The 18,739-nt window shown below is 68.9% G+C and carries 11 protein-coding genes and 1 pseudogene; 5 read left to right on the plus strand and 7 right to left on the minus strand.

What is annotated here, in order from left to right; all coding sequences use genetic code 11:
• Window positions 1-16: 16 nt before the first annotated feature.
• From LDO15_RS23535 to nudC, 3 genes are all read right to left on the minus strand, one after another.
• Window positions 17-685, minus strand: coding sequence for a M48 family metallopeptidase (locus LDO15_RS23535; RefSeq protein WP_223979986.1), 669 nt, complete (start codon window positions 683-685; stop codon window positions 17-19).
• Window positions 685-2,775 carry an ATP-dependent DNA helicase UvrD2 gene (locus LDO15_RS15655; protein WP_223987452.1) on the minus strand — a complete coding sequence of 697 codons (2,091 nt, stop codon included), beginning with the start codon at window positions 2,773-2,775 and terminating at the stop codon, window positions 685-687. The genes LDO15_RS23535 and LDO15_RS15655 overlap by 1 nt, the downstream gene beginning before the upstream one ends.
• Window positions 2,776-2,939: 164 nt before the next feature.
• Entirely contained in the window at window positions 2,940-3,917 is a 978-nt protein-coding gene (nudC, locus tag LDO15_RS15660) for an NAD(+) diphosphatase (protein ID WP_223987454.1), read from the minus strand.
• Between the two features lie 312 nt (window positions 3,918-4,229).
• Here nudC and LDO15_RS15665 point away from each other — a divergent pair.
• A pseudogene (locus tag LDO15_RS15665) lies at window positions 4,230-5,174 on the plus strand (macrolide 2'-phosphotransferase); the annotation flags it as partial.
• A gap of 807 nt (window positions 5,175-5,981) precedes the next feature.
• On the opposite strand, the gene LDO15_RS15670 reads toward LDO15_RS15665, so the two are convergent.
• From LDO15_RS15670 to LDO15_RS15680, 3 genes are all read right to left on the minus strand, one after another.
• Entirely contained in the window at window positions 5,982-9,656 is a 3,675-nt protein-coding gene (locus LDO15_RS15670) for an ATP-dependent DNA helicase (protein ID WP_223979987.1), read from the minus strand.
• The gene (locus tag LDO15_RS15675) at window positions 9,653-12,964 is read right to left on the minus strand and encodes an ATP-dependent DNA helicase (protein WP_223987456.1); all 3,312 of its coding nucleotides are present in this window, start codon (window positions 12,962-12,964) and stop codon (window positions 9,653-9,655) included. The genes LDO15_RS15670 and LDO15_RS15675 overlap by 4 nt, the downstream gene beginning before the upstream one ends.
• 197 nt (window positions 12,965-13,161) lie before the next feature.
• Window positions 13,162-13,578 (minus strand): MGMT family protein, encoded by a 417-nt coding sequence (locus tag LDO15_RS15680; protein ID WP_223979988.1) that lies wholly within the window; start codon window positions 13,576-13,578, stop codon window positions 13,162-13,164.
• 96 nt (window positions 13,579-13,674) lie between these two features.
• Here LDO15_RS15680 and LDO15_RS15685 point away from each other — a divergent pair, with 96 nt between their 5' ends.
• From LDO15_RS15685 to LDO15_RS15700, 4 genes are all read left to right on the plus strand, one after another.
• Window positions 13,675-14,385 carry a 3'-5' exonuclease gene (locus tag LDO15_RS15685; protein ID WP_223979989.1) on the plus strand — a complete coding sequence of 237 codons (711 nt, stop codon included), beginning with the start codon at window positions 13,675-13,677 and terminating at the stop codon, window positions 14,383-14,385.
• 407 nt (window positions 14,386-14,792) lie between these two features.
• Window positions 14,793-15,728, plus strand: coding sequence for an ABC transporter substrate-binding protein (locus LDO15_RS15690; RefSeq protein ID WP_223987458.1), 936 nt, complete (start codon window positions 14,793-14,795; stop codon window positions 15,726-15,728).
• Window positions 15,729-15,731: 3 nt separating this feature from the next.
• Window positions 15,732-16,496, plus strand: a complete 765-nt coding sequence (locus LDO15_RS15695; RefSeq protein WP_223979990.1) for an amino acid ABC transporter permease — start codon at window positions 15,732-15,734, stop codon at window positions 16,494-16,496.
• Window positions 16,493-17,230, plus strand: a complete 738-nt coding sequence (locus LDO15_RS15700; RefSeq protein ID WP_223979991.1) for an amino acid ABC transporter ATP-binding protein — start codon at window positions 16,493-16,495, stop codon at window positions 17,228-17,230. Before LDO15_RS15695 ends, LDO15_RS15700 begins: the two co-directional genes overlap by 4 nt.
• Window positions 17,231-17,399: 169 nt before the next feature.
• Here the strand turns inward: LDO15_RS15700 and hemL are convergent, their stop codons facing one another.
• Complete coding sequence (hemL, locus tag LDO15_RS15705) at window positions 17,400-18,731, minus strand: glutamate-1-semialdehyde 2,1-aminomutase (protein WP_223979992.1); 1,332 nt, start codon at window positions 18,729-18,731, stop codon at window positions 17,400-17,402.
• Window positions 18,732-18,739 lie beyond the last annotated feature (8 nt).

Below are 18,739 nucleotides of genomic sequence, written 5' to 3' on the forward strand. Positions count from 1 at the left end.
CGCGAACGTTGGAACGTCAGTGGGCCCCGGCCGGGATTTCGGTTCCGTCCGGGGTTTCGTCGTATCCGTCGCCGTATGCTTCACCGGGCGATGCCTCGCCGGGCGGCAGGCCGCGAGAGGTCGCGAATGAGACTCCCTCAAGGAAGGCCTTGGCACGCTCCGTTTCCGGGTACGCCTCCAGCAGCCGCCAGAACGCGGCGTCGTGGCCTGCCACCAGGAGGTGGGCGAGTTCGTGGAGCAGCACGTAGTCGATCACCCACTGCGGCATGGGCTGAAGCTTTGCCGAGAGCCGGATGGTTCCCTCCGACGGCGTCGCCGAACCCCAGCGCGAGTTCTGGTTGGTGACCCAGCGGACCGAGGACGGCACCGCCCGGCCGCCCAGGTATTTCGCTGACAGCTCGGCGGCGTGGGTGGCAAGATCGGCATCAGAGCGGGGACGCCGCCGGCCGGAGCCACGGGCGCCGCGGGCCCCCTGCAGCCGGAGCTTTTCCAGCATACGGTGAACCCATTCCCGCTCCTGGGCCCTGCTGAACGAGGCGGGAATGGCGACCACGGCGGTGCCGTCTTCCCAGAACGCGGCGACGGTCCGGCGTCGGCGGGCGGACCGTCGCACCACAACGGGGGCGCCGTCGGCGGTGGTCAGCGGTGGGGTGGGCGGCGTGGCAGCGGGAACCGCACGGGTCATCACTGAACCGTGCTTTCCGCCAGGACAGTGAGGACGGCCTCGCCGTACTTCTCCAGTTTGGCGGGACCCACGCCGGCGAGCTTGGCCAACTGTTCCAGCGAGTCGGGGGGGGCCTCGGCGATGGCGGTCAGTGTGGCATCGGTGAACACGACAAACGCCGGGACGTCGGCCTCGAGGGCCACGTCCTTCCGCCATTGCCGCAAAGCCTCGAACGTTTGTTCCTCATAGCTGGGCGGGCACTGGTTGCAGCGCCCCACCTTGCGTTCCGCGCCGCTGGAGAGCATGCTGCCGCAGACCCGGCACGACGCCGGGACGGCCGCCTTCCGGCGCGGCGCAGCCCCCTTGCCCCGGAGCTGGGAGCTGGCCACCGAATCGGGGCGCAGCCCGTCCAGGAAGCGGGAAGGCTTACGGTTGGCCCGCCCGCCCGGTGTCCGCGCGGTGGACCAGGACAGGAACAAGTGTTCGCGGGCGCGGGTGATGCCCACATACAGGAGCCGGCGTTCCTCGTCCACCGCTTCGGGGCTGTCCGCGAAAGAGATCGGCATGAGTCCCTCGCTGAGCCCCACCAGGAACACGGCGTCCCACTCCAGGCCCTTGGCGGCGTGCAGCGATGCCAGGGTGACGCCCTGGACGGTCGGCGCGTGCTGGGCAAGCGACCGTTCCTGGAGCTCGTTGACGAAGTCGGACAGGCTGAACTGTGCCCCGCGGCTGATCACGAGTTCGTCGGCCAGGGCCACGAGGGCGGCCAGCGATTCCCAGCGTTCCCGGAGCGCGCCGCCGCTGTGCGGGGCCGCGTCGGTGTAACCGAGGGAGGAAACAATGTCGCGGACCAGCTGCCCGAGCGGCTCGGGCGCGGCGGTTTCGGCCACCGCCCGGGTGGCGGCCCGGAGCTGCAGGATGGCGTCCCTGACTTCCTTCCGGGCGAAGAATCGCTCGCCGCCGCGCAGCTGGTATCCGATTCCCGCCGAGGCCAGGGCCTGTTCGTAGGCTTCGGACTGCCCATTGGTGCGGAAGAGCACGGCGACCTGGCTGGCCGGGGTCCCGGCGTCGAGCAGCTCGCGGATCCGCACGGCCACCGTGGCGGCCTCGGCTTCGTCGTCTGAACATTCGGTGAACTGCGGCACCGGGCCTGCCGGCCGCTGCGCCACGAGCTGCAGTGGCGTGGCCCAGGCGGCGTCCGCTGCGGGGCCGCCGCTGCGACGGCCGGCGAGCAGGTCGTTGGCAAGCTTGACCACCTGCGGGGTGGAACGGTAGTCCCGGATGAGCTTGACCACGTGGGCCTCGGGATACATAGCCTTGAAGCCGAGCAGGTGCTTCGGGGAGGCGCCGGTGAAGGAGTAGATGGTCTGGCTCGCGTCGCCCACGACGCAGAGGTCGTCGCGGCCGCCGAGCCACAGCTCCAGGAGCCGCTGCTGCAGCGGGGAGACGTCCTGGTACTCGTCAACGACGAAGTGGCGGTACTGCTCCCGGACGGTCGCCGCCACCTTCGGATCCTCTTGCAGGATGCCCACGGTGATCAGCAGCACGTCCTCGAAGTCGATGACGTTGCGGTCTGTCTTGACGTCCTCGTACGACTGGAAGACCCGGGCCACGGCAGTGAGGTCGAAGCCGCCCGGATTGCCGCGGCCCTGGGCGTTTTCCAGATAGTTCGCCGGGGTCAGCATGGAGACCTTCGCCCATTCGATTTCGGAGGCGAGGTCCCGGATGGAGGCGCGGTCCGTGCTGAGCCGGAGGCGGCGTGCCGCTTCCGCAATCATCTGCGCCTTGTGGTCCAGCAGGTTGGGCAGCGTGCCGCCGACCGCCTGCGGCCAGAAGAACTGCAGCTGGCGCAGCGCCGCGGCGTGGAAGGTGCGGGCCTGGACGTTGCCGACGCCGAGGTCACGGAGCCGGCTGCGCATCTCGGCGGCGGCCCGGGCAGTGAAGGTGACGGCCAGGAGACGCTGCGGGCTGTACACCCCCGAGTGCACGCCATAGGCGATCCGGTGCGTGATGGCGCGGGTCTTCCCGGTCCCGGCGCCAGCCAGGACGCACATGGGTCCTTGCAGGGTGCTGGCGACCTCGCGCTGCTCGGCGTCGAGGCCGCCCAGGATCCGTTCCTCGAGCGAGCGGGCATCCGGTTCCGGGCCGACGTCGGACGTGGCGTCCCCCGGCCCGGCAGGCTCGCCGACGGGAGTGGTACTGAAGTTCAATTTCTCTGTGGTCACTTTTGCTGCTCAGTCGGTAGTCGGTGTCCTGCGGAGGGGGACAGGCCGTGTCAGGCGCTGTCTGCGGCGTCCTGAATGACGCCGCCGTACCAGTGTTCAATGAGGGACCGGGCGATGGAGAGCCTGCTGGAAATGACGATCTCACCGCTGAGGACGGCTTCCTGCAGTTCGCTCCGGCTGAACCAGCGCGCCCGGGTGACTTCGACGCCGTCGGGCCGGGCTTCGGTGTCCGCCGTGGTGGCCGTGAAGCCGAGCATCAGGGAAGCAGGGAACGGCCAGGACTGCGAGCCGAGGTACTGGGAGGCCGTGACGCGGACTCCGACCTCCTCACCGATCTCGCGCTGCACGGCCTGTTCGAGCGACTCCCCCGGCTCGACGAAGCCGGCGAGGGTGGAATAGTTCCGGGCGTCGAGCGGGCCGCCGCCGCCGAGCAGCAGCCTCCCGTCGGCGCCCACTACCGTCACGATGATGGCCGGGTCCGTGCGGGGATAGTGCTCGGAATTGTCGGCCGGGCACCGGCGGACCCAGCCGCCGGCTTCCGGCTGCGTGAGCGAGCCGCAGCGCGGGCAATGGGTGTGCGTGGCATGCCAGTTGGCGATGGCGCTGGCTTCGACGAACAACGCCGTATCCGTGGCATTCAAGCGCGCGGCGACCTCGCGGAAACCTGCCCACTGCGCATCGCCGGGGATGCCGGCCACGTGGGCTTCGAACTCCTCGGCCCTGAGCTCGAACTGCACCGGCAGGACGAAGAGGACGAGTTCGGTTCCGGCGTCGAGGTCCGAACCGGCCAGGGCCGACCCCAGGTAGATGACGTGCTCCGGAGCGTAGGGGGTGTTCGCCAGATGCCCGGCCAGCTCGGCCGCGTTCAGGAGCACGAGGCTGTTGTCGCTGACCAGGGCCTGCCGGCCGGAAAGCACCACGGCCCGCGCCGAGCCTGAGTCGATCAGCTCTGTCAGCATCCCTGGCCTCAACCGGGCCGCGGAGCCGCGGTCGATCAGGGCCGGACGCACGGGAAGGACCGTATCCATCAGGTGGTTGGCGGGCAAGAGCTGCCCCGCGGGCGCCGCCTGGCCGGGCGACGAGGGTTCAGAGGGCGTTTTCCCTGATGCCGGTGAAGATGCCGGTGACTCCGCAAGACTCATACACCCACCGTACTGACTCGGGCTGACAAATGACATTTGCCGTCCCCGCGGCCGCGCGGGCGCAGGCGTGGGACGGATGGGCCCTTTGCCGCGTGATTAGCGCCGAATTTCCGCTGTTTTGACCCTGATTTGACCCCGATCTCAAGACTCGCCGAGGTGCATCGCCGTCTTGGGCGCCGCTCAATCTACCGTGGAAGGGTGAGAAGGAAACCAATCGAACTGGCAGCTGTAGCAACTGCGGCGGTACCCGGCCTGACCCCGACCGCCGTCAGTTCTGCGCCCGACGATCCGGCAGACTTCGACGCAGCGCTCCTGCTGGATTCGGAAGGAAAACGCTGGCGCGTCCGCTCCCCCCGGCACGCCGAGGCCAGTGCCCGGCTGGAAACCGAATTCCTGGTTCTGCGGGCCTTCGCTCCCGGCATCCGGGCCGAACTGCCGTTCCTCATGCCGACCGTGGCGGGAACGGTCCGGCAGGGACAGCTCAGCACCTTCGTCTACTCCCACCTGGCCGGCGCTACCCGCTCCCTTGACGACCTCAGCAGCGGCTCTCCGGCCCTGGCCCGGGAAATCGGGTCCGCGATGGCGGCAATCCATGACCTCCCGCGGTCAATCGTGAGCAATGCCGATCTGCCCAGCTACACCCCCAACGAATTCCGCCAGCGGCGCCTCAACGAACTCGACCAGGCCGCCACCACCGGAAAGATCCCGCCGCTGCTGCTGCGCCGCTGGGAACACGCCATGGAAGACGTCTCGCTCTGGCGCTTCAATCCGTGCGTGGTCCACGGCGACCTTCATGAGGACAACCTGCTGGTGGACGGCGACCGCGTGACCGCCGTGACAGGCTGGACGGACCTGCGCATCGGCGACCCGGCGGACGATATGGCGTGGCTGGTCGCCTCGAATGAACAGGACTTTGTCAGCGCCGTCCTGGACCACTACACCACCAGCCGGCGTGACGTTCCCGATGTCCACCTGCTGCGGCGGGCGGCGCTGTCCGCCGAATTCGCCCTGGCGCAGTATCTGGTCAAGGGCATGGCGGCCGGCAACGAGGACATGATCGACGAGGCCGAGTCCATGCTGGCGGCCCTGGCCGACGACGTCGCGGAACACGGCGGACAGCCGATCAGTGTCGAACCGCTGCCGCGGCCGGTCGGGACACCCGAACCCGGCTCGGAACCGGCCCATCCCGGCGCCGATGCGCCGACGACGGCGTCCGCCGCGTCAATCGCTTCGGACGCCCCGCGAGCACCGGGAGCGGGAGCCACAGGAGGCACGGGGGGCACTGCCGGCGGAACGGCGCCTGCCGTCAGCAAGGTCACACTGCTGCCCCTGGAGCCGGTGCCCGGCGCCGCCCAGGGCACACCTGCCGCGCCGGAGATCAGTGCCGTGCCCGCTGTCCATGTCACGCCCATCCCCCGCGGGACGGAGGATGGGGCCCCGAAGGCCGCCGCGCAGCCCGACACCGACAAGGACACGGATGCGGACGCCGGCACCGCCACAGGCACCGGCACCGCCACAGGAACAGGCACCGGCACGGGCACCAACGGTGACGCCGGAACCACCCCTGAGGCCTCCGGTGACGATGTGACCCAGGAGAATGCCCCGGACGCTACGGCCACACAGACCGATGCCCCGGGCCCAGGTGCCGGCGTGGCCGCAGAAAACGACGCTGACGCCGCGGTTCCCGCTGCCGACGACACCTCGACGCAATCAATCGCCGTCGTCCAGCCCGAGTCAGCCGGGAAACCTGCACCGGATGACAACACGTCAACCGCCGCCATCGCGGCGGCCGACGCCACGTCCCGCTAGCCCCTTCTGCCCGGACCAACTGCCTGAGCTGTCTGCCCCTGCTGTCTTCCTGAGCTGACTTCCTGAACTGTCGGCCCGAATCGTCGGCCCGGGCAGCCGACGGACCCCCGTGGCGGCTGCCCCGCCGGCTTCCGGATCCGCCTAGTCGCCCGACGCCGCCGTGGTCCTCCCCAGCGCAGCGGCCACAATTCTTTCAAGTTGCTCCGCCGATCCGAGGTCGTGCGGACGGACCACCTGATTGTCAGCAACGTAGTAGAACGCTGCCCGGACGTCCTCCAGCGGGACCCCCTTGAGCCGGGCCCAGGCCAGGCGGTAGACGGCGAGTTGGACGGCCTTAACCTTCAGCTGGGCTGCCGAGGGGCGGCGTCCGGTCTTCCAGTCCACGAGGTCCCAGCCGCCGTCGGCGTCGCGGAACACGGCGTCGATCCGGCCCCGAACCACGACGTCACCGATCCTCGTCTCCACCGGGACCTCTACATGGGCCGGGGCGCGGTGTGCCCACTCGGACTGGCGGAAGGTCTCCACCATGGAATCCAGGCCGTAGGCCTCGTCGATGTGATCGTCGGCGCCGGCGGCCTCGCCCAGGTCCAGCATGCCCGCGGCGCCGAAGTATTCCTCCACCCACGCGTGGAAGGCCGTGCCCTTGCGCGCCGACATCCCCGGTTCGCGCGGGACGGGGCGCCGCAGGCGAGCCACAACGGAGCCCGCGTCATCTTCAAGGTCCACCAGGGTGGACGCCGAGATATGGCCGGGCAAGTGCACGTCCTGGACCACGGAACGGCGGGACCGGCGTTCCAGCAGGGTGGCCGCCTCCTGCGCCCAGCCGGCCGCCGGACCCCGCAGGAGCGGCCGGCGTTCGTCCTCGCCGCCGGACTGCGCCCGGGCGGGCGCCGGATCACGGCCCACGCCGCAGGTCCGGGCGAGACCAGGGTCAAAGTCCGGGTCAAGGTCCATCGCCTGCAGGACACGGACCGCGGCGGATTCCATGGCTGCCCGGCGCCCCGGGATCAGCCTCAGCCGTTTGCCGGTGCGGGGGTCGGACGGCCCCTCAAGCGGATCGTAGGGCCACGTGGCGACCTCGAGTTCGGAAGTCAGGGGGCTTTCGGCGGGAAGCGCCTCCTCACTGACGGACAGGGGATGGACTTCGGCTGCACCCTCCACTGCGAGGCCCTCAAGCTCGGCCAGGAAGGGCGACATCTCGGCCAGTCCGGCGCGGGACCCTACCCATGCCGCACTGGAAATCCAGAGCACGTGTTTGGCCCGGGTGTAGGCCACGTAGGCCAGGCGCCGTTCCTCCGCTTCGCCGTGCGTCTGGACAGCGGATTTGAACTCCTTCTCGGCGTCGAGCCAGCCTTTCTGGTCCGGCTGGTCAAGGTCCCATTGGGGCAGGTCGGCGCGATCGCCGCGCAGCGGCCACGGCAAAGCCGCACTTCCGCTGCTCCACCGTGAGTCCCTGCTGCTGGGGAAAGCCCCTGAGTTGAGCCCGGGAACGAACACGACATCCCATTCCAGGCCCTTGGAGGCGTGGACGGTCAGGAGCTGGACGGCCTCATGGTTCACCTCGGGAGCTGCGGCGTCCAGGCCGTTTTCCTCGGCCGCCGCGGCTTCCAGCCAGGCAAGGAACGCCAGAACGTCGACTCGCTGGGAGGTGTGCAGGAACCCGGCGGCGGCGTCCTGGAAGGCGTCCAGGTTCCGGCGCGCCTGATGGATGCTGATTCCGGGCCGCGCCGCGACTTCGATGTCCAGGAGCATGGCCCGTTCCACCTCGCCCAGCAAGGTGGAGAGGTCATCCCCCATGTAGCTGCGCAACTGCCGGAGTTCGTCCGAGAGCCGTTGCAGGCGGCCGCGGGCCTCGGGGCTCAGCCTGCGGCCGTGCGCCGAGGTCCATCCCTCGCGGGGCAGCCAGTCCAGGGCTTCGACCAGGCTGGCGGAATCTGTGATGTCGCCTTCAATTACCGCGTCATCGGCAGTGTCCGGCACCGCGCTATCAGCGGCGTCCGGGCTGCCGGGACGGCCGCGGCGGCGGGCGAGGAAACTCGACCAGTCCCTCAGCGCCATCAGGTCCGCGGGGCCGATCCGCCACCGTGCGCCGGCCAGCAGGCGCATGAGGGAGTCCGAGCGCCCGGGGTCGGCCAAGACCCGGAGCGTCGCGACAAGATCGATGATTTCCGGGGTGTCCAGCAGGCCGCCGAGCCCGACGATTTCGTACGGAATGCCCCGGACCTCAAACTCCCGCCGAATGCATTCCATCTGTGCCCGGCGCCGGCAGAGGACTGCCATGGCCGGAGGCAGCGCGTCTGCCTGCGCGGCGTCGAAGTCTGTCACCCGGAACTTCAGGACGTCCCCGGCGATGGCCGCGGCCTCGGCTTCATCCGTGGGGAACCGTCCCATCACGACCCTGCCCTGGACCGCGGCCGGGCTGGGCTGCAAGGGCGGGACCTCGACGGCATCGGCCGTTTCCCGGGCCCCGGCGGGCCCGAGGCTCGCCGCCGCCTTGCTCAACGGCGCCGAGATGAGGTTGGCCGTGGCGAGGATGTTGCGCCCGTTGCGCCATGCCGTGGTCAGGTACGACGTCGGCGCGACGGCAAAGCGTGCCGGCCCGGCGGACTCGCTGCCCCGGTTCCCGCCAATCCCCTCCTCCCCAATACCTTCGCCGCGTTCGCCGCCGGGGCCTTCACCCGCGGTGACGTCGCCGTTCGTGGCGTCGCCGCTGACGCGGACCGGGAATTCACGGACGAAGTGGAAGAGTTGCCCGGCGGAGGCTCCCCGGAAGCCGTAGATGGATTGGTTCGGGTCCCCTACCGCTGTGACGGCATGGCCGTCACCAAAGAGCCGGGAGAAGAGCACCAGCTGGGCATGCGATGTGTCCTGGAACTCATCGAGCAGCACTACTTTGTAGCGTTGACGCTCTGTTTGCGCGGCGACCGGAATCTCGTTGGCCACCCGCGCCGCCAGGGCCACGAGGTCGCCGAAGTCCAGGGCTCCGCGGGCGCGCTTCGCCGCGGAATACCGGCCCACCATGTCCGCGACGCTGGCCCGGGTCCGCAGCATGGCGCTGAGCTCGCCCGCCGCCTGAGTGGGGTTCTTCTTGGCCCCGGCCACGTAGGGAAGCGACTCGAAAGCGGCGATCCGTTCCAGTAGCCAGCCCCGGACATGGGCCGGGTCCTGCAAGTGTTCCGCGCACTCCCCTGCCAGCTGGATCACGGCCTTGACGAGGGTCGATTTGGCGGACCGGAAGTGTTCGTAGTCCCCGTCAAAGGCCTCCACCACCTCGCTGGCGAGCTGGAACGACTGGGCACCGCCGAGCAGCACGACGTCGCGTTCGACGCCGAGGCGGAGGCCATAGTCGGACACGATGCCGCTTGCGTACGAGTGGTATGTGGAGACCTTCGGTTCGAGCGCGTCGGTACTGAGCAGCCCGGCGGGGAAGATGGTGTTCCCGGTGTCCGCCGCCGCAATGCGCGCCAGCGCGGTCAGCTTGGACCGGATCCGGGAGGCGAGCTCACCGGCGGCCTTGCGGGTGAAGGTGACGCCGAGGACTTCCTCCGGCCGAACCCAGCCGTTGGCCACGAGCCACACCACCCGATCCGCCATGGTGGCCGTCTTCCCCGAGCCGGCCCCTGCGATGACAAGCCGCGGGGCCAGGGGCGAGGAAATGATCAGGGACTGCTCGGCCGTGGGACTGTTCTTCTCCCCCAGCAGTGCGGACAGCTCCTCGGGGCTGAACCGCGGATCAGGAAGCGCATCGGGAAGGGTGCCGGCAGTCGGTGCCGGGTGCGGGCCGGCCAGGCCGGTGGGCGGCGCCTCGGAGGTCATTCAGTAACCTGCTTTCCCCGCACGCACAGCGGGCACACTTCGGGGAGCCGGCAGCCGTGGCCGCCGTGTCCTCCCTTGGACGGATCATGGCGGGCCTGGAAAGTACTGCCGGACATCACCCGGGCGGCGTCGCCAACCAACTCCAGCGCCCAGTTGTCCTGCGGGTCCAGCGGGACCTGGGATTGGATGCCGGGGCTCTTGGTGGTGGTGCCGAGCTGGGCCAGGACGGCTCCGCCCGGCAGCGGCGGCGGACCGTCGTCGGGACCCGCAAAGCCCCCGGCCAGCACGGCTGCCTGGTAGGCGCCGAGCTGCGGATGACGCTCCAGCTCCGCTTTGCCGGGCTGGCGCTTGCCGGTCTTGAGGTCAACGATCACCAACCGGCCTTCGGCGTCGATCTCCAGCCTGTCGACCTGGCCGCGGAGCACGGCGGGCCGTGCCGGCCCGGTGCCCCCGGTGTCGCCGGACCCGGATCCGGCGGCCCCCGCGGGCACCGCGGAAGCGGCCGTCTCCGCCGGAAGGTCCCCAAGCTTCACCTCAAAATCCTGTTCGACGCCGACCAGGCTCCTGCCCTCGCTGCGCATGACGAGGACATACTGGGCGAGTTTACGGACCATGGACTCCGCACGCTGGAAGTCGAGCTTGCCTTCCCAGTTGTCCTTCATTCCCAGCGTGGGCCAGCGCCGGACGAGTTCCGCGACGTATTCTCCCCCCGAGGCGTCTGGGAGGTCCTGCGCTATGGCGTGGACCAAGGTTCCCAGGCTGCGGGCAAAATCCGTCGCCGCTTCCCCGCCGGCGGCCTGGACGAACCAGTCCAGCGGTGATTTCTGCACGGTTTCGACCTTCGAGGGCGAAACGAAGACGGTGCCGCCCGGAGGCACAACCGGCTCCTCGGAGGACAACTCGGCCAGCCCCCACCAGCTCGCCGGGTGCGCGCCGGGGACCGGCGGCTGTGCTGTGGCCAGGAGCCCCAGCACGGCCGCGGCTTCGGCCGATTCGGGGGCCCTGGGGTCCAGTTGTGCGTACTGGCGCAGTTCCGCGACCAAGGCCCGGAGGGTCAGTGGCCGCTCGACCGGGGTAAAGCCCCTCCGGTCCTGCCCCGGAGGCAGCGGCGCCACATAGTCCAGGAATGAGGACGGCTGCTCGTCCTCAGAGGACACAGCCGTGCAGATCAGCACGTCGCGGGCGCGGGACACCGCGGTGGAAAAGCTCCTGAGTTCGTCATAGCGGATTTCGCGCAACCGGCTGAGCGGATCCAGCTGCAGGGCATATTGCACGCCGTGTTCCACGGCATCGGCAAACAAGGTGCTGCCGAGCAGCTCACCGCGCAGCCGGGTGTTGGGCCACACGCCTTCTTGAAGCCCCGGCACGATGACCACAGGCCATTCCCGGCCTGCGGCGCTGGCAGGCGTCATGAGTTCCACCGCGTCTTCAAGCTGCGCCCTGGCGGCCAGGGTGTCCATCGGGAGCTCCTGGCTCAGCAGGTATTCCAGGAACTGCTCGGGGCCGGAGCCGGGGAGCTGGTCAACGAAGCGTTCGGCGGTGTGGAACAGCGCCATCATGGCATCGAGGTCGCGGTCGGCCCGCGCCCCGGCCGACCCTCCGGCCAGGGCGGCCTCGGTCCAGCGGGAGGCCAGGCCGGTGGAGTGCCAGAGTGCCCACAGCACCGTTTCGGCGTTGGCTCCGGGGGCCTCGGCGGCGTCCCGCCCGGCCCTGATCATCCGGGCGATCCGGCGGGCCGAGTGCCCCTCGATGCCCAGTGTCGCCAGCGCTCCGGGCTCCAGCAGGGCTTCGACCAGGAGGGCGTCGCTGGTCCGCCCGCCACCGCCGAGCAGTTCCTCGCCGCGGAGTGACTGCCGCAGCCTGCGCAATTCGATGGAGGTGGCGCCACCGATCCGGGATGTCAGCAGGGACACGGCGGACTCGGGCGTGAGCGCTGCAGGGTCCAAGGCCACGGCATAGGCATCCAGCAAAGGACGCACGGCGACCTCGTCCCGGACCGCGGATTCGGCGACGGGAATCCGCACCGGAATCCCCTGGCCGGCCAGGTACCGCTGCAGCTGGCTGAGCTGGCCGCCGTTGCGCACGATCACCGCGATGTCCCCGAGTTCCCGCGCGTCGTTCAACTGGGCTTCGAGGATCCGCTGAGCTACGTACCTCAGTTCGTGGACCGGGGACGGCAGCAGATGCGCCTCCACCGATCCCGAACAGCCGTCGACGGCGATGCGGGGCGACGGGTCGCCCGGACCGTCCGGCGTCGGGACTGCTGCGGGCTGCTCGAGCCGGCGTGCGGACTGACCGCCGGAGCGTCGGGAGATGCGCCCGGCCACCGACAGCCACGACTCTGCCACGGCCGGGGCATGCCGGTGCGCCGTCCAGAGCGGACGTTCCAGGATGACTCCGTCGGCGGCCAGGAGCCGGGGAAGCTCCGCCACGAGATCGGGGCGCGCGCCGCGGAAGCCCTGAACCACCGTGTCCGGCGAGGCGGTGATGATGGCGTCCTTGCCTGCGGCGATGTCTGCGAGCAGTTCGAAGACGGCGGGGTTCGCTTCCTGGATGTCGTCCACGAGAATCAGCTGCAGCCGGTCGCGCTCCGCGGCAAGGAATTCCGGGGCGTCCTGGAAGATCTGCCGTGCTGCGGTGATGATGCCTGCGGGGTCGAAGGCCTCGGGCATGCGCAGGTCCAGGACGTCGCGGTACTCGGAGTACAGCGCTGCCGCCGGAATCCAGTCGGGCCGGTTGCACTGCCGGGCAAGGGCGACGAGGTCCTCTGCCGTCCGCCCGGATTCGATGATCCGGTCAAAGAGCTGGCGGACCTCCTGCCGGAAACCGCGAGTCTGCAGCGCGGCGTCCAGATCTTCCGGCCACGGTAGCTCAAGGCCGGGCAGGGCATGTCCCTCGAGCAGTTCTTTGATGATCAGGTCTTGTTCCGGGCCGGAGAGCAGCTTTGGCTGGCGCGGCAGCGGCAGAATGCCTTCGGCTTTGGCCCGCCGGATCAGATCGAAGGCATACGACGCCCAGGTGCGGGCCGGTGTCGTGCTCAGGCTCCGGTCCAGGCGGGCCGTGAAGCGGTCGCGGAGTGTATCCGCGGCAAGCCTGCCGGGAGCCAGGATGAGCATCCGTTCCGGGTCCAGGCCATCCCTCCGGGTGCGGCGGACGGCGGCTTCGACCAGGACTGTCGATTTGCCGGTGCCGGGAGCCCCCGGCACCAGAACCGGGCCGGATCCGGGCGGGACCTCGACGGCGGCGAGCTGGTCGGGCGACAGCACCGGGACAGCACTGTGGTGGGTCCGGGGCGGCAGCAGGCGCAGACCAGCGCCCGTTGCCGGTGCCGCCCCGGGGATCCGGGACCGCGCGCGGTGCGGGCCTGGATCGAGGCTTGCGGGCTGCAACTCGATTCCCCGAAACTCGGACAGCTGCGTCCCGGGCTGCTGCAATTCAGGCTGCTCCAACTCGGGCTGCTGCATCTCGGACTGAAACTCGGGCTGCATGCCGTGGCTGGAGGTGTTCACACAGTCATTTCATCATCCGGTACCGACAATTTATGCAATGCCCGTTCGAGGCGCTCAGCTATGGCGTCTATCCGGTCGAAGTCGGCGTCGGTGGGCGCCCACCGGCCTGCGGCCAGGTCAACCCGCCAGCGTCCCTCGCCGGTCCGCAGGAAGTCCTCGTAACCGCCCAGCAACGGTGTCCCCTCCCGCAGATAGAGCGAGAGTGCCTCGTGCTCATGGCCGGGAGGTGCGTCCCCGCTGGACTTCAGCACGCGCCACCAAGGCACGCTGGTGCCGTGGTGGCTCATGACGGAACCGACCTGACGCGGGCCGCCGGAGCCCAAGAGTTCAGCAACGTCGCCATAGGCCACCGCGGTCCCGGCGGGGATCAACGCCACGAGTTCCAGCACTGCCTCCACATACTCCGTCCGCATCGGTCAAGCCTAGCCGTTTCCCACCCAGGCGCCGTGCCCGGACGGCACGCGGGGCGGCGGTCAAGTACTGTCGGAGGCAGCAGGTAGCGTTGAAGCATGAGCACTTGGAACAGCCTTCCCCGCGCAGCCTTCGACCTCGAAACAACGGGCCGCAACTCCCGCTCGGCGCGGATCGTCACGGCGTCAGTCACCGTGGTGGATTCCGACGGCGGCGTGATCAAGGAACACGAGTGGCTAGCCGACCCCGGCGTTGAGATTCCCACCGAGGCCAGCGACATCCACGGCATCACCACCGAGCAGGCCCGCCGCGAGGGCCGCCCTGCCGCCGAAGTGACGCGCGAACTCGCCGCGGTACTGCAGGAGCTGTTCGACTCCGGCGTGCCGGTCATCGCGTTCAACGCCAGCTACGACTTCACCGTCCTCGCTGCCGAATCGGCCCGCTACGGCGTCCCGCAGTTAAGCCGTTTCCCCGTCCTGGACCCGTACATCATGAACAAGCAGGTGGACCGGTACCGCAAGGGCAAGCGCACGCTCACTGCCCTGTGCGAGGAATACGGCGTCAGCCTCGACAACGCCCACACCTCTGCCGCCGACGCCCTGGCAACCCTGCGCATGCTTGATGCCATGGCGGGAAAATTTCCCAAGCTCAGGATGCCGGCGGGCAACCTGCACCAGCTCCAGATCGAGTGGGCCTCGGCCCAGGCCGCGGATTTCCAGAGCTACCTGCGCAAGACGAAGCCTGCCGCCGTGATCGAAGGCGACTGGCCGGTCCTGCCCCCGGAGGACGCAAGCCGCGGCGACTTCTAGACCGCCGGGCACAGGCACAGACACAGGGCGCTGAAACTTCTTAAAACGAAACGTTCGCCGGCAAATGACCGCCGGAAGGACTTTCCTAGTCCCCCAATACGCGCAATTCCAGCAATTGCGATGCAACTCACACCGCCCGGGGCTTTCTGGCACAGGGTCCCCGGGCGTCGATGATTCCGCCGCGCCTTGACGCCGCTCTCCGGATCACGGCCAAACGTCCAGGATCGTGAAGATCCTTCGTTGATCAGCCATTGCCGCACCGACTAATTCGGATTCAAACGGCGTCCGCGTCGGATGACACAATTATCTTTCGCGGCGTGTCTGCTCCGCCCGGCGCCCAAGCGAGCGGCCGGGAGCCCGATGAGCCTCCCCGCGAACCACTGAACTTCAAAGAAAGTGATTGCGTGATGAAAAGCAAAGCCTTGAAGTGGCTGACAACCGTTCCCGTGGCCGTCGCCGTGGCGGTCTCCCTGGCGGCGTGCGGTGGCGGGTCGGCGCAGACCTCGGCATCACCGACGGACGCGCTGCAGGGCAGCGACCAGACCTCCCTGGACAAGTACACCACCAAGGACGTCACGCCCCTGGACAAAATCGATAAGTCCAAGCTCGGCCTCATCAGCGACGGAACCCTCACGGTGGGTACGCTCTCGGACGCCCCGCCGAACATCTACATCGACAAGTCCGGCAAGTTCACCGGCTACGACAACGAGCTCCTGCGCGCCATCGCCGACAAGCTGGGCCTCAAGGTGGAGTTCAAGGCGACCGGCTTCGCGTCGCTGCTCGCCCAGGTCCAGAACAAGCAGTTCGACCTCGGGTCCTCCTCGATCTCCACCACTGACGCCCGCCGCAAGACCGTGGGCTTCACCAACGGTTACGACTTCGGCTACATGGCCGTGGTGGCCAAGAAGGACGCCCCCGTCAAGGGGTTCAAGGACCTGACCAAGGACACCCGCATCGCGGTGGTCCAGGGCACCGTGCAGGATGACTATGTCACCAACACGCTCCAGATCGAGCCCGTCCGCTTCGAGGATTACAACACCGCTTACGCCAACCTGAAGAACGGTCAGGTTGACGCCTGGGTCGCGCCGTCCCAGCAGGCCACCGGCCAGGTCAAGGAAGGCGACGGCACGGTCATCGCCGAGTCCGTTGTGAACACCCAGAACTTCACCGCGTACGCCGTCAACAAGGACAACCAGGCGCTCATTGACGCACTGAACTCCGGCCTCGACGCCGTGATTGCCGACGGCACCTGGTCCAAGCTGACCAAGGAATGGTACCCGGACCGCGAGACTCCGGCCACGTGGTCACCGGGCTCCAAGGCCGTCACCGTTCCGAAGTCCTAGTCCATGGATGCACTCGATCAACTCGTCAAGACCTTCTTTGACTGGGAGGCGATGGCAGCCGTCCTACCGAACATGATTATGTTCGGGCTGCCCAACACCCTGATCCTGGCGGTTTCCTCGGGCGTGCTCGGGTGCATCCTGGGCATGGTCCTGGCCGTTATGGGCACGTCCCGCCTCACTGCGCTCCGGGTGCTGTCCAGGATCTATACGGATATATTCCGCGGCGTCCCCGCCATTGTGATCATCCTCCTGATCGGCCTCGGGCTCGGACCCGTGGTCCGGGTGACAACCGGATCCACGAACCCGTTCCCGCTCGCCATCTTCGCCCTGACCCTCATGGCGGCGGCCTATATCGGCGAGATTTTCCGCTCAGGCATCCAGAGCGTGGAAAAGGGCCAACTGGAGGCCTCCCGTGCCCTGGGCTTCAGCTATGGCTCGTCCATGCGTCTCGTGGTGATTCCGCAGGGCATCCGCCGGGTGCTCCCGGCCCTGGTCAACCAATTCATCGCGCTGATCAAGGACTCGTCCCTGATCTACCTGCTGGGCCTGATCGCCAGCCAACGCGAGATCTTCCGGATCGGTAACGACGCAGCGGCCAACACGGGGAACCTTTCGCCGCTGGTTGCCGCGGCGTTCATGTACCTGTTGCTGACCGTTCCGCTCACCCACCTGGTCAACTACATCGACAACCGCCTGCGCACCGGCCGTCCGGAGAAGAAGCAGCCGGACGACGCCGCGGCCCTGATCGGGAAGGGAGCACAGCCATGAGCGAATTCGCCTCCGGCTCGCTGACCGGCAAGAACCTGCACCTGTCCTTCGGATCCAACCACGTTCTGCGCGGCATCGACCTGCACGTGGAGAAGGGCACTACCGCGTCTGTGATCGGCCCCTCAGGTTCCGGGAAGTCCACGCTGCTGCGGGTCATGAACCGCCTGATCGAACCGGATCAGGGAGACATCCTGCTGGACGGCCGCTCGGTCCTGAAGGACAACCCGGACGAACTGCGCCAGCGGATCGGCATGGTGTTCCAGCAGTTCAACCTGTTTCCGCACAAGACCGTGGTGGACAACGTCTCGCTCGCCCTGCGGAAGCTGCGCAAACTGCCGGCCGAGCAGGCCCGGGCCGAGGCACTCGAGCAGCTCGATCTGGTGGGGCTCAAGCACAAGGCCGACGCGCGTCCCGCCAACCTCTCCGGCGGCCAGCAGCAGCGCGTGGCGATCGCGCGTGCGCTGGCTATGAAGCCGGAGGTGATGTTCTTCGACGAGGCCACCTCCGCCCTCGACCCGGAACTCGTCAAGGGTGTGCTGGCGCTGATGACCGACCTCGCCAAGGGCGGCATGACCATGGTGGTGGTCACCCACGAAATGGGCTTCTCCCGCACAGTCTCGGACACGGTCACGTTCATGGACGGCGGCGTCGTCGTGGAGTCCGGTCCGCCGGAACAGATCTTCACAAACCCGCGGACCGAACGGCTGCAGGGCTTCCTCTCCGACGTACTCTAGTCGGCCGGCCGCCACGGCAGCATTAACGACTGATGGCACCCGCGCTGCGGGTGCCATCAGTCGTTTACGCATGCCGGCCGTTGGGGGCCGCCAGGCGCACTAACTGCACGGGGCCGGACGCCGGGCCCGCCGACGCTCCCGCATGGCTAACGCGTCCGCGGGCCTGAGGCTACGGCTTCGCTGCGGCTGCCGCCTTCGCCGCGGCCGGCAGGGCCTCGAAGATCCGGTTCATCGCGGCGTCGTCGTGCGCGGCGGAAAGGAACCAGGCTTCGAAGACCGACGGCGGCAGGTAGACCCCGGAGTCCAGCATCGAGTGGAAGAACGGGGCGTAGCGGAACACTTCCTGGCCCTGGGCGTCGTCGTAGTTGTGGACGCCCCGCGCGCCCGTGCCGAACGCCACGGAGAACAAGTTGCCGGCGCGCTGGATGGAGTGGTCCACGCCTGCGGCATCGAGGGCCGACGACAGCGCCGCGGAGAGCTCCAGGGAGCGTGCGTCCACGAAGGAGTAGACCTCGGGGGTGGCGTGGGTGAGGGTCGCGACGCCGGCGGCCATGGCCACCGGGTTCCCGGACAGGGTCCCGGCCTGGTAGACGGGGCCCACGGGCGCCAGGTAGTCCATAACCTCGGCGCGTCCGCCGAGGGCCGCCGTCGGCATGCCCCCGCCGATCACCTTTCCGAACGTCAGCAGGTCAGGGACCCACGGCTCGGCTGCGTCGGCGGCCCCGCCGGTCAGCCCCCAGTATCCGGAGTAGCCGGTGCGGAAGCCGGTGAGGACCTCATCGAGGATCAGCAGGGCGCCGTGCTCGCGGGTGATCCGGGACAGGCCCGCGTTGAAACCCTCACCGGGGGTGACCACGCCCATGTTGGCGGGGGCGGCTTCGGTGATGACGGCGGCGATGCTGTCACCGTGCTTGGCGAAGGCGGCTTCGACGGCGTCAAGGTCGTTGTAGGGCAGGACCAGGGTCTCGGCGGCAGTCGCGGCCGTGACACCGGCAGAGCCGGGCAGCGCGAGGGTCGCCAGCCCCGAGCCGGCGGCGGCGAGAAGGCCGTCGAGGTGGCCGTGGTAGCAGCCGGCGAACTTGATGACGAGGTTCCGGCCGGTGAAGCCGCGGGCCAGCCGGATGGCGGTCATGGTGGCCTCGGTACCGGTCGAAACCATCCGGACGCGTTCGGCGGCCGGGACGCGCTCCTTGACGATCGCGGCGAGGTTGGCCTCGTCCGGCGTGGACGCGCCGAAGGACAGGCCGCGGTCGACGGCGGCGTGCACGGCGGCGATCACCTCCGGGTGGGCGTGGCCCAGCAGCGCCGGGCCCCAGGAGCAGACGAGGTCGACGTAGTCGGCGCCGTCGGCGTCGGTCAGGTAGGCACCCTTGGCGGACACCATGAACCGCGGCGTCCCGCCCACGGAGCCGAAGGCGCGCACGGGCGAGTTCACGCCGCCCGGCATCAGCTGGCGGGCGCGGTCAAAGAGTTCCTCGTTGCGAGGCATGCTGGAAGTCATGGTTCCTA

It is taken from the genome of Arthrobacter sp. NicSoilB8, assembly GCF_019977355.1.
In the GTDB taxonomy this organism is placed as follows: domain Bacteria; phylum Actinomycetota; class Actinomycetes; order Actinomycetales; family Micrococcaceae; genus Arthrobacter.

What these genes read in the sequence shown, in the direction of transcription:
- LDO15_RS23535 (WP_223979986.1), bottom strand. Translation starts at nt 685, where the DNA reads ATGACCCGTGCGGTTCCCGCTGCCACGCCGCCCACCCCACCGCTGACC.
- nudC (WP_223987454.1), bottom strand. Translation starts at nt 3,917, where the DNA reads ATGGATACGGTCCTTCCCGTGCGTCCGGCCCTGATCGACCGCGGCTCC.
- LDO15_RS15670 (WP_223979987.1), bottom strand. Translation starts at nt 9,656, where the DNA reads ATGACCTCCGAGGCGCCGCCCACCGGCCTGGCCGGCCCGCACCCGGCA.
- LDO15_RS15680 (WP_223979988.1), bottom strand. Translation starts at nt 13,578, where the DNA reads ATGCGGACGGAGTATGTGGAGGCAGTGCTGGAACTCGTGGCGTTGATC.
- LDO15_RS15685 (WP_223979989.1), top strand. Translation starts at nt 13,675, where the DNA reads ATGAGCACTTGGAACAGCCTTCCCCGCGCAGCCTTCGACCTCGAAACA.
- LDO15_RS15690 (WP_223987458.1), top strand. Translation starts at nt 14,793, where the DNA reads ATGAAAAGCAAAGCCTTGAAGTGGCTGACAACCGTTCCCGTGGCCGTC.
- LDO15_RS15695 (WP_223979990.1), top strand. Translation starts at nt 15,732, where the DNA reads ATGGATGCACTCGATCAACTCGTCAAGACCTTCTTTGACTGGGAGGCG.
- LDO15_RS15700 (WP_223979991.1), top strand. Translation starts at nt 16,493, where the DNA reads ATGAGCGAATTCGCCTCCGGCTCGCTGACCGGCAAGAACCTGCACCTG.
- hemL (WP_223979992.1), bottom strand. Translation starts at nt 18,731, where the DNA reads ATGACTTCCAGCATGCCTCGCAACGAGGAACTCTTTGACCGCGCCCGC.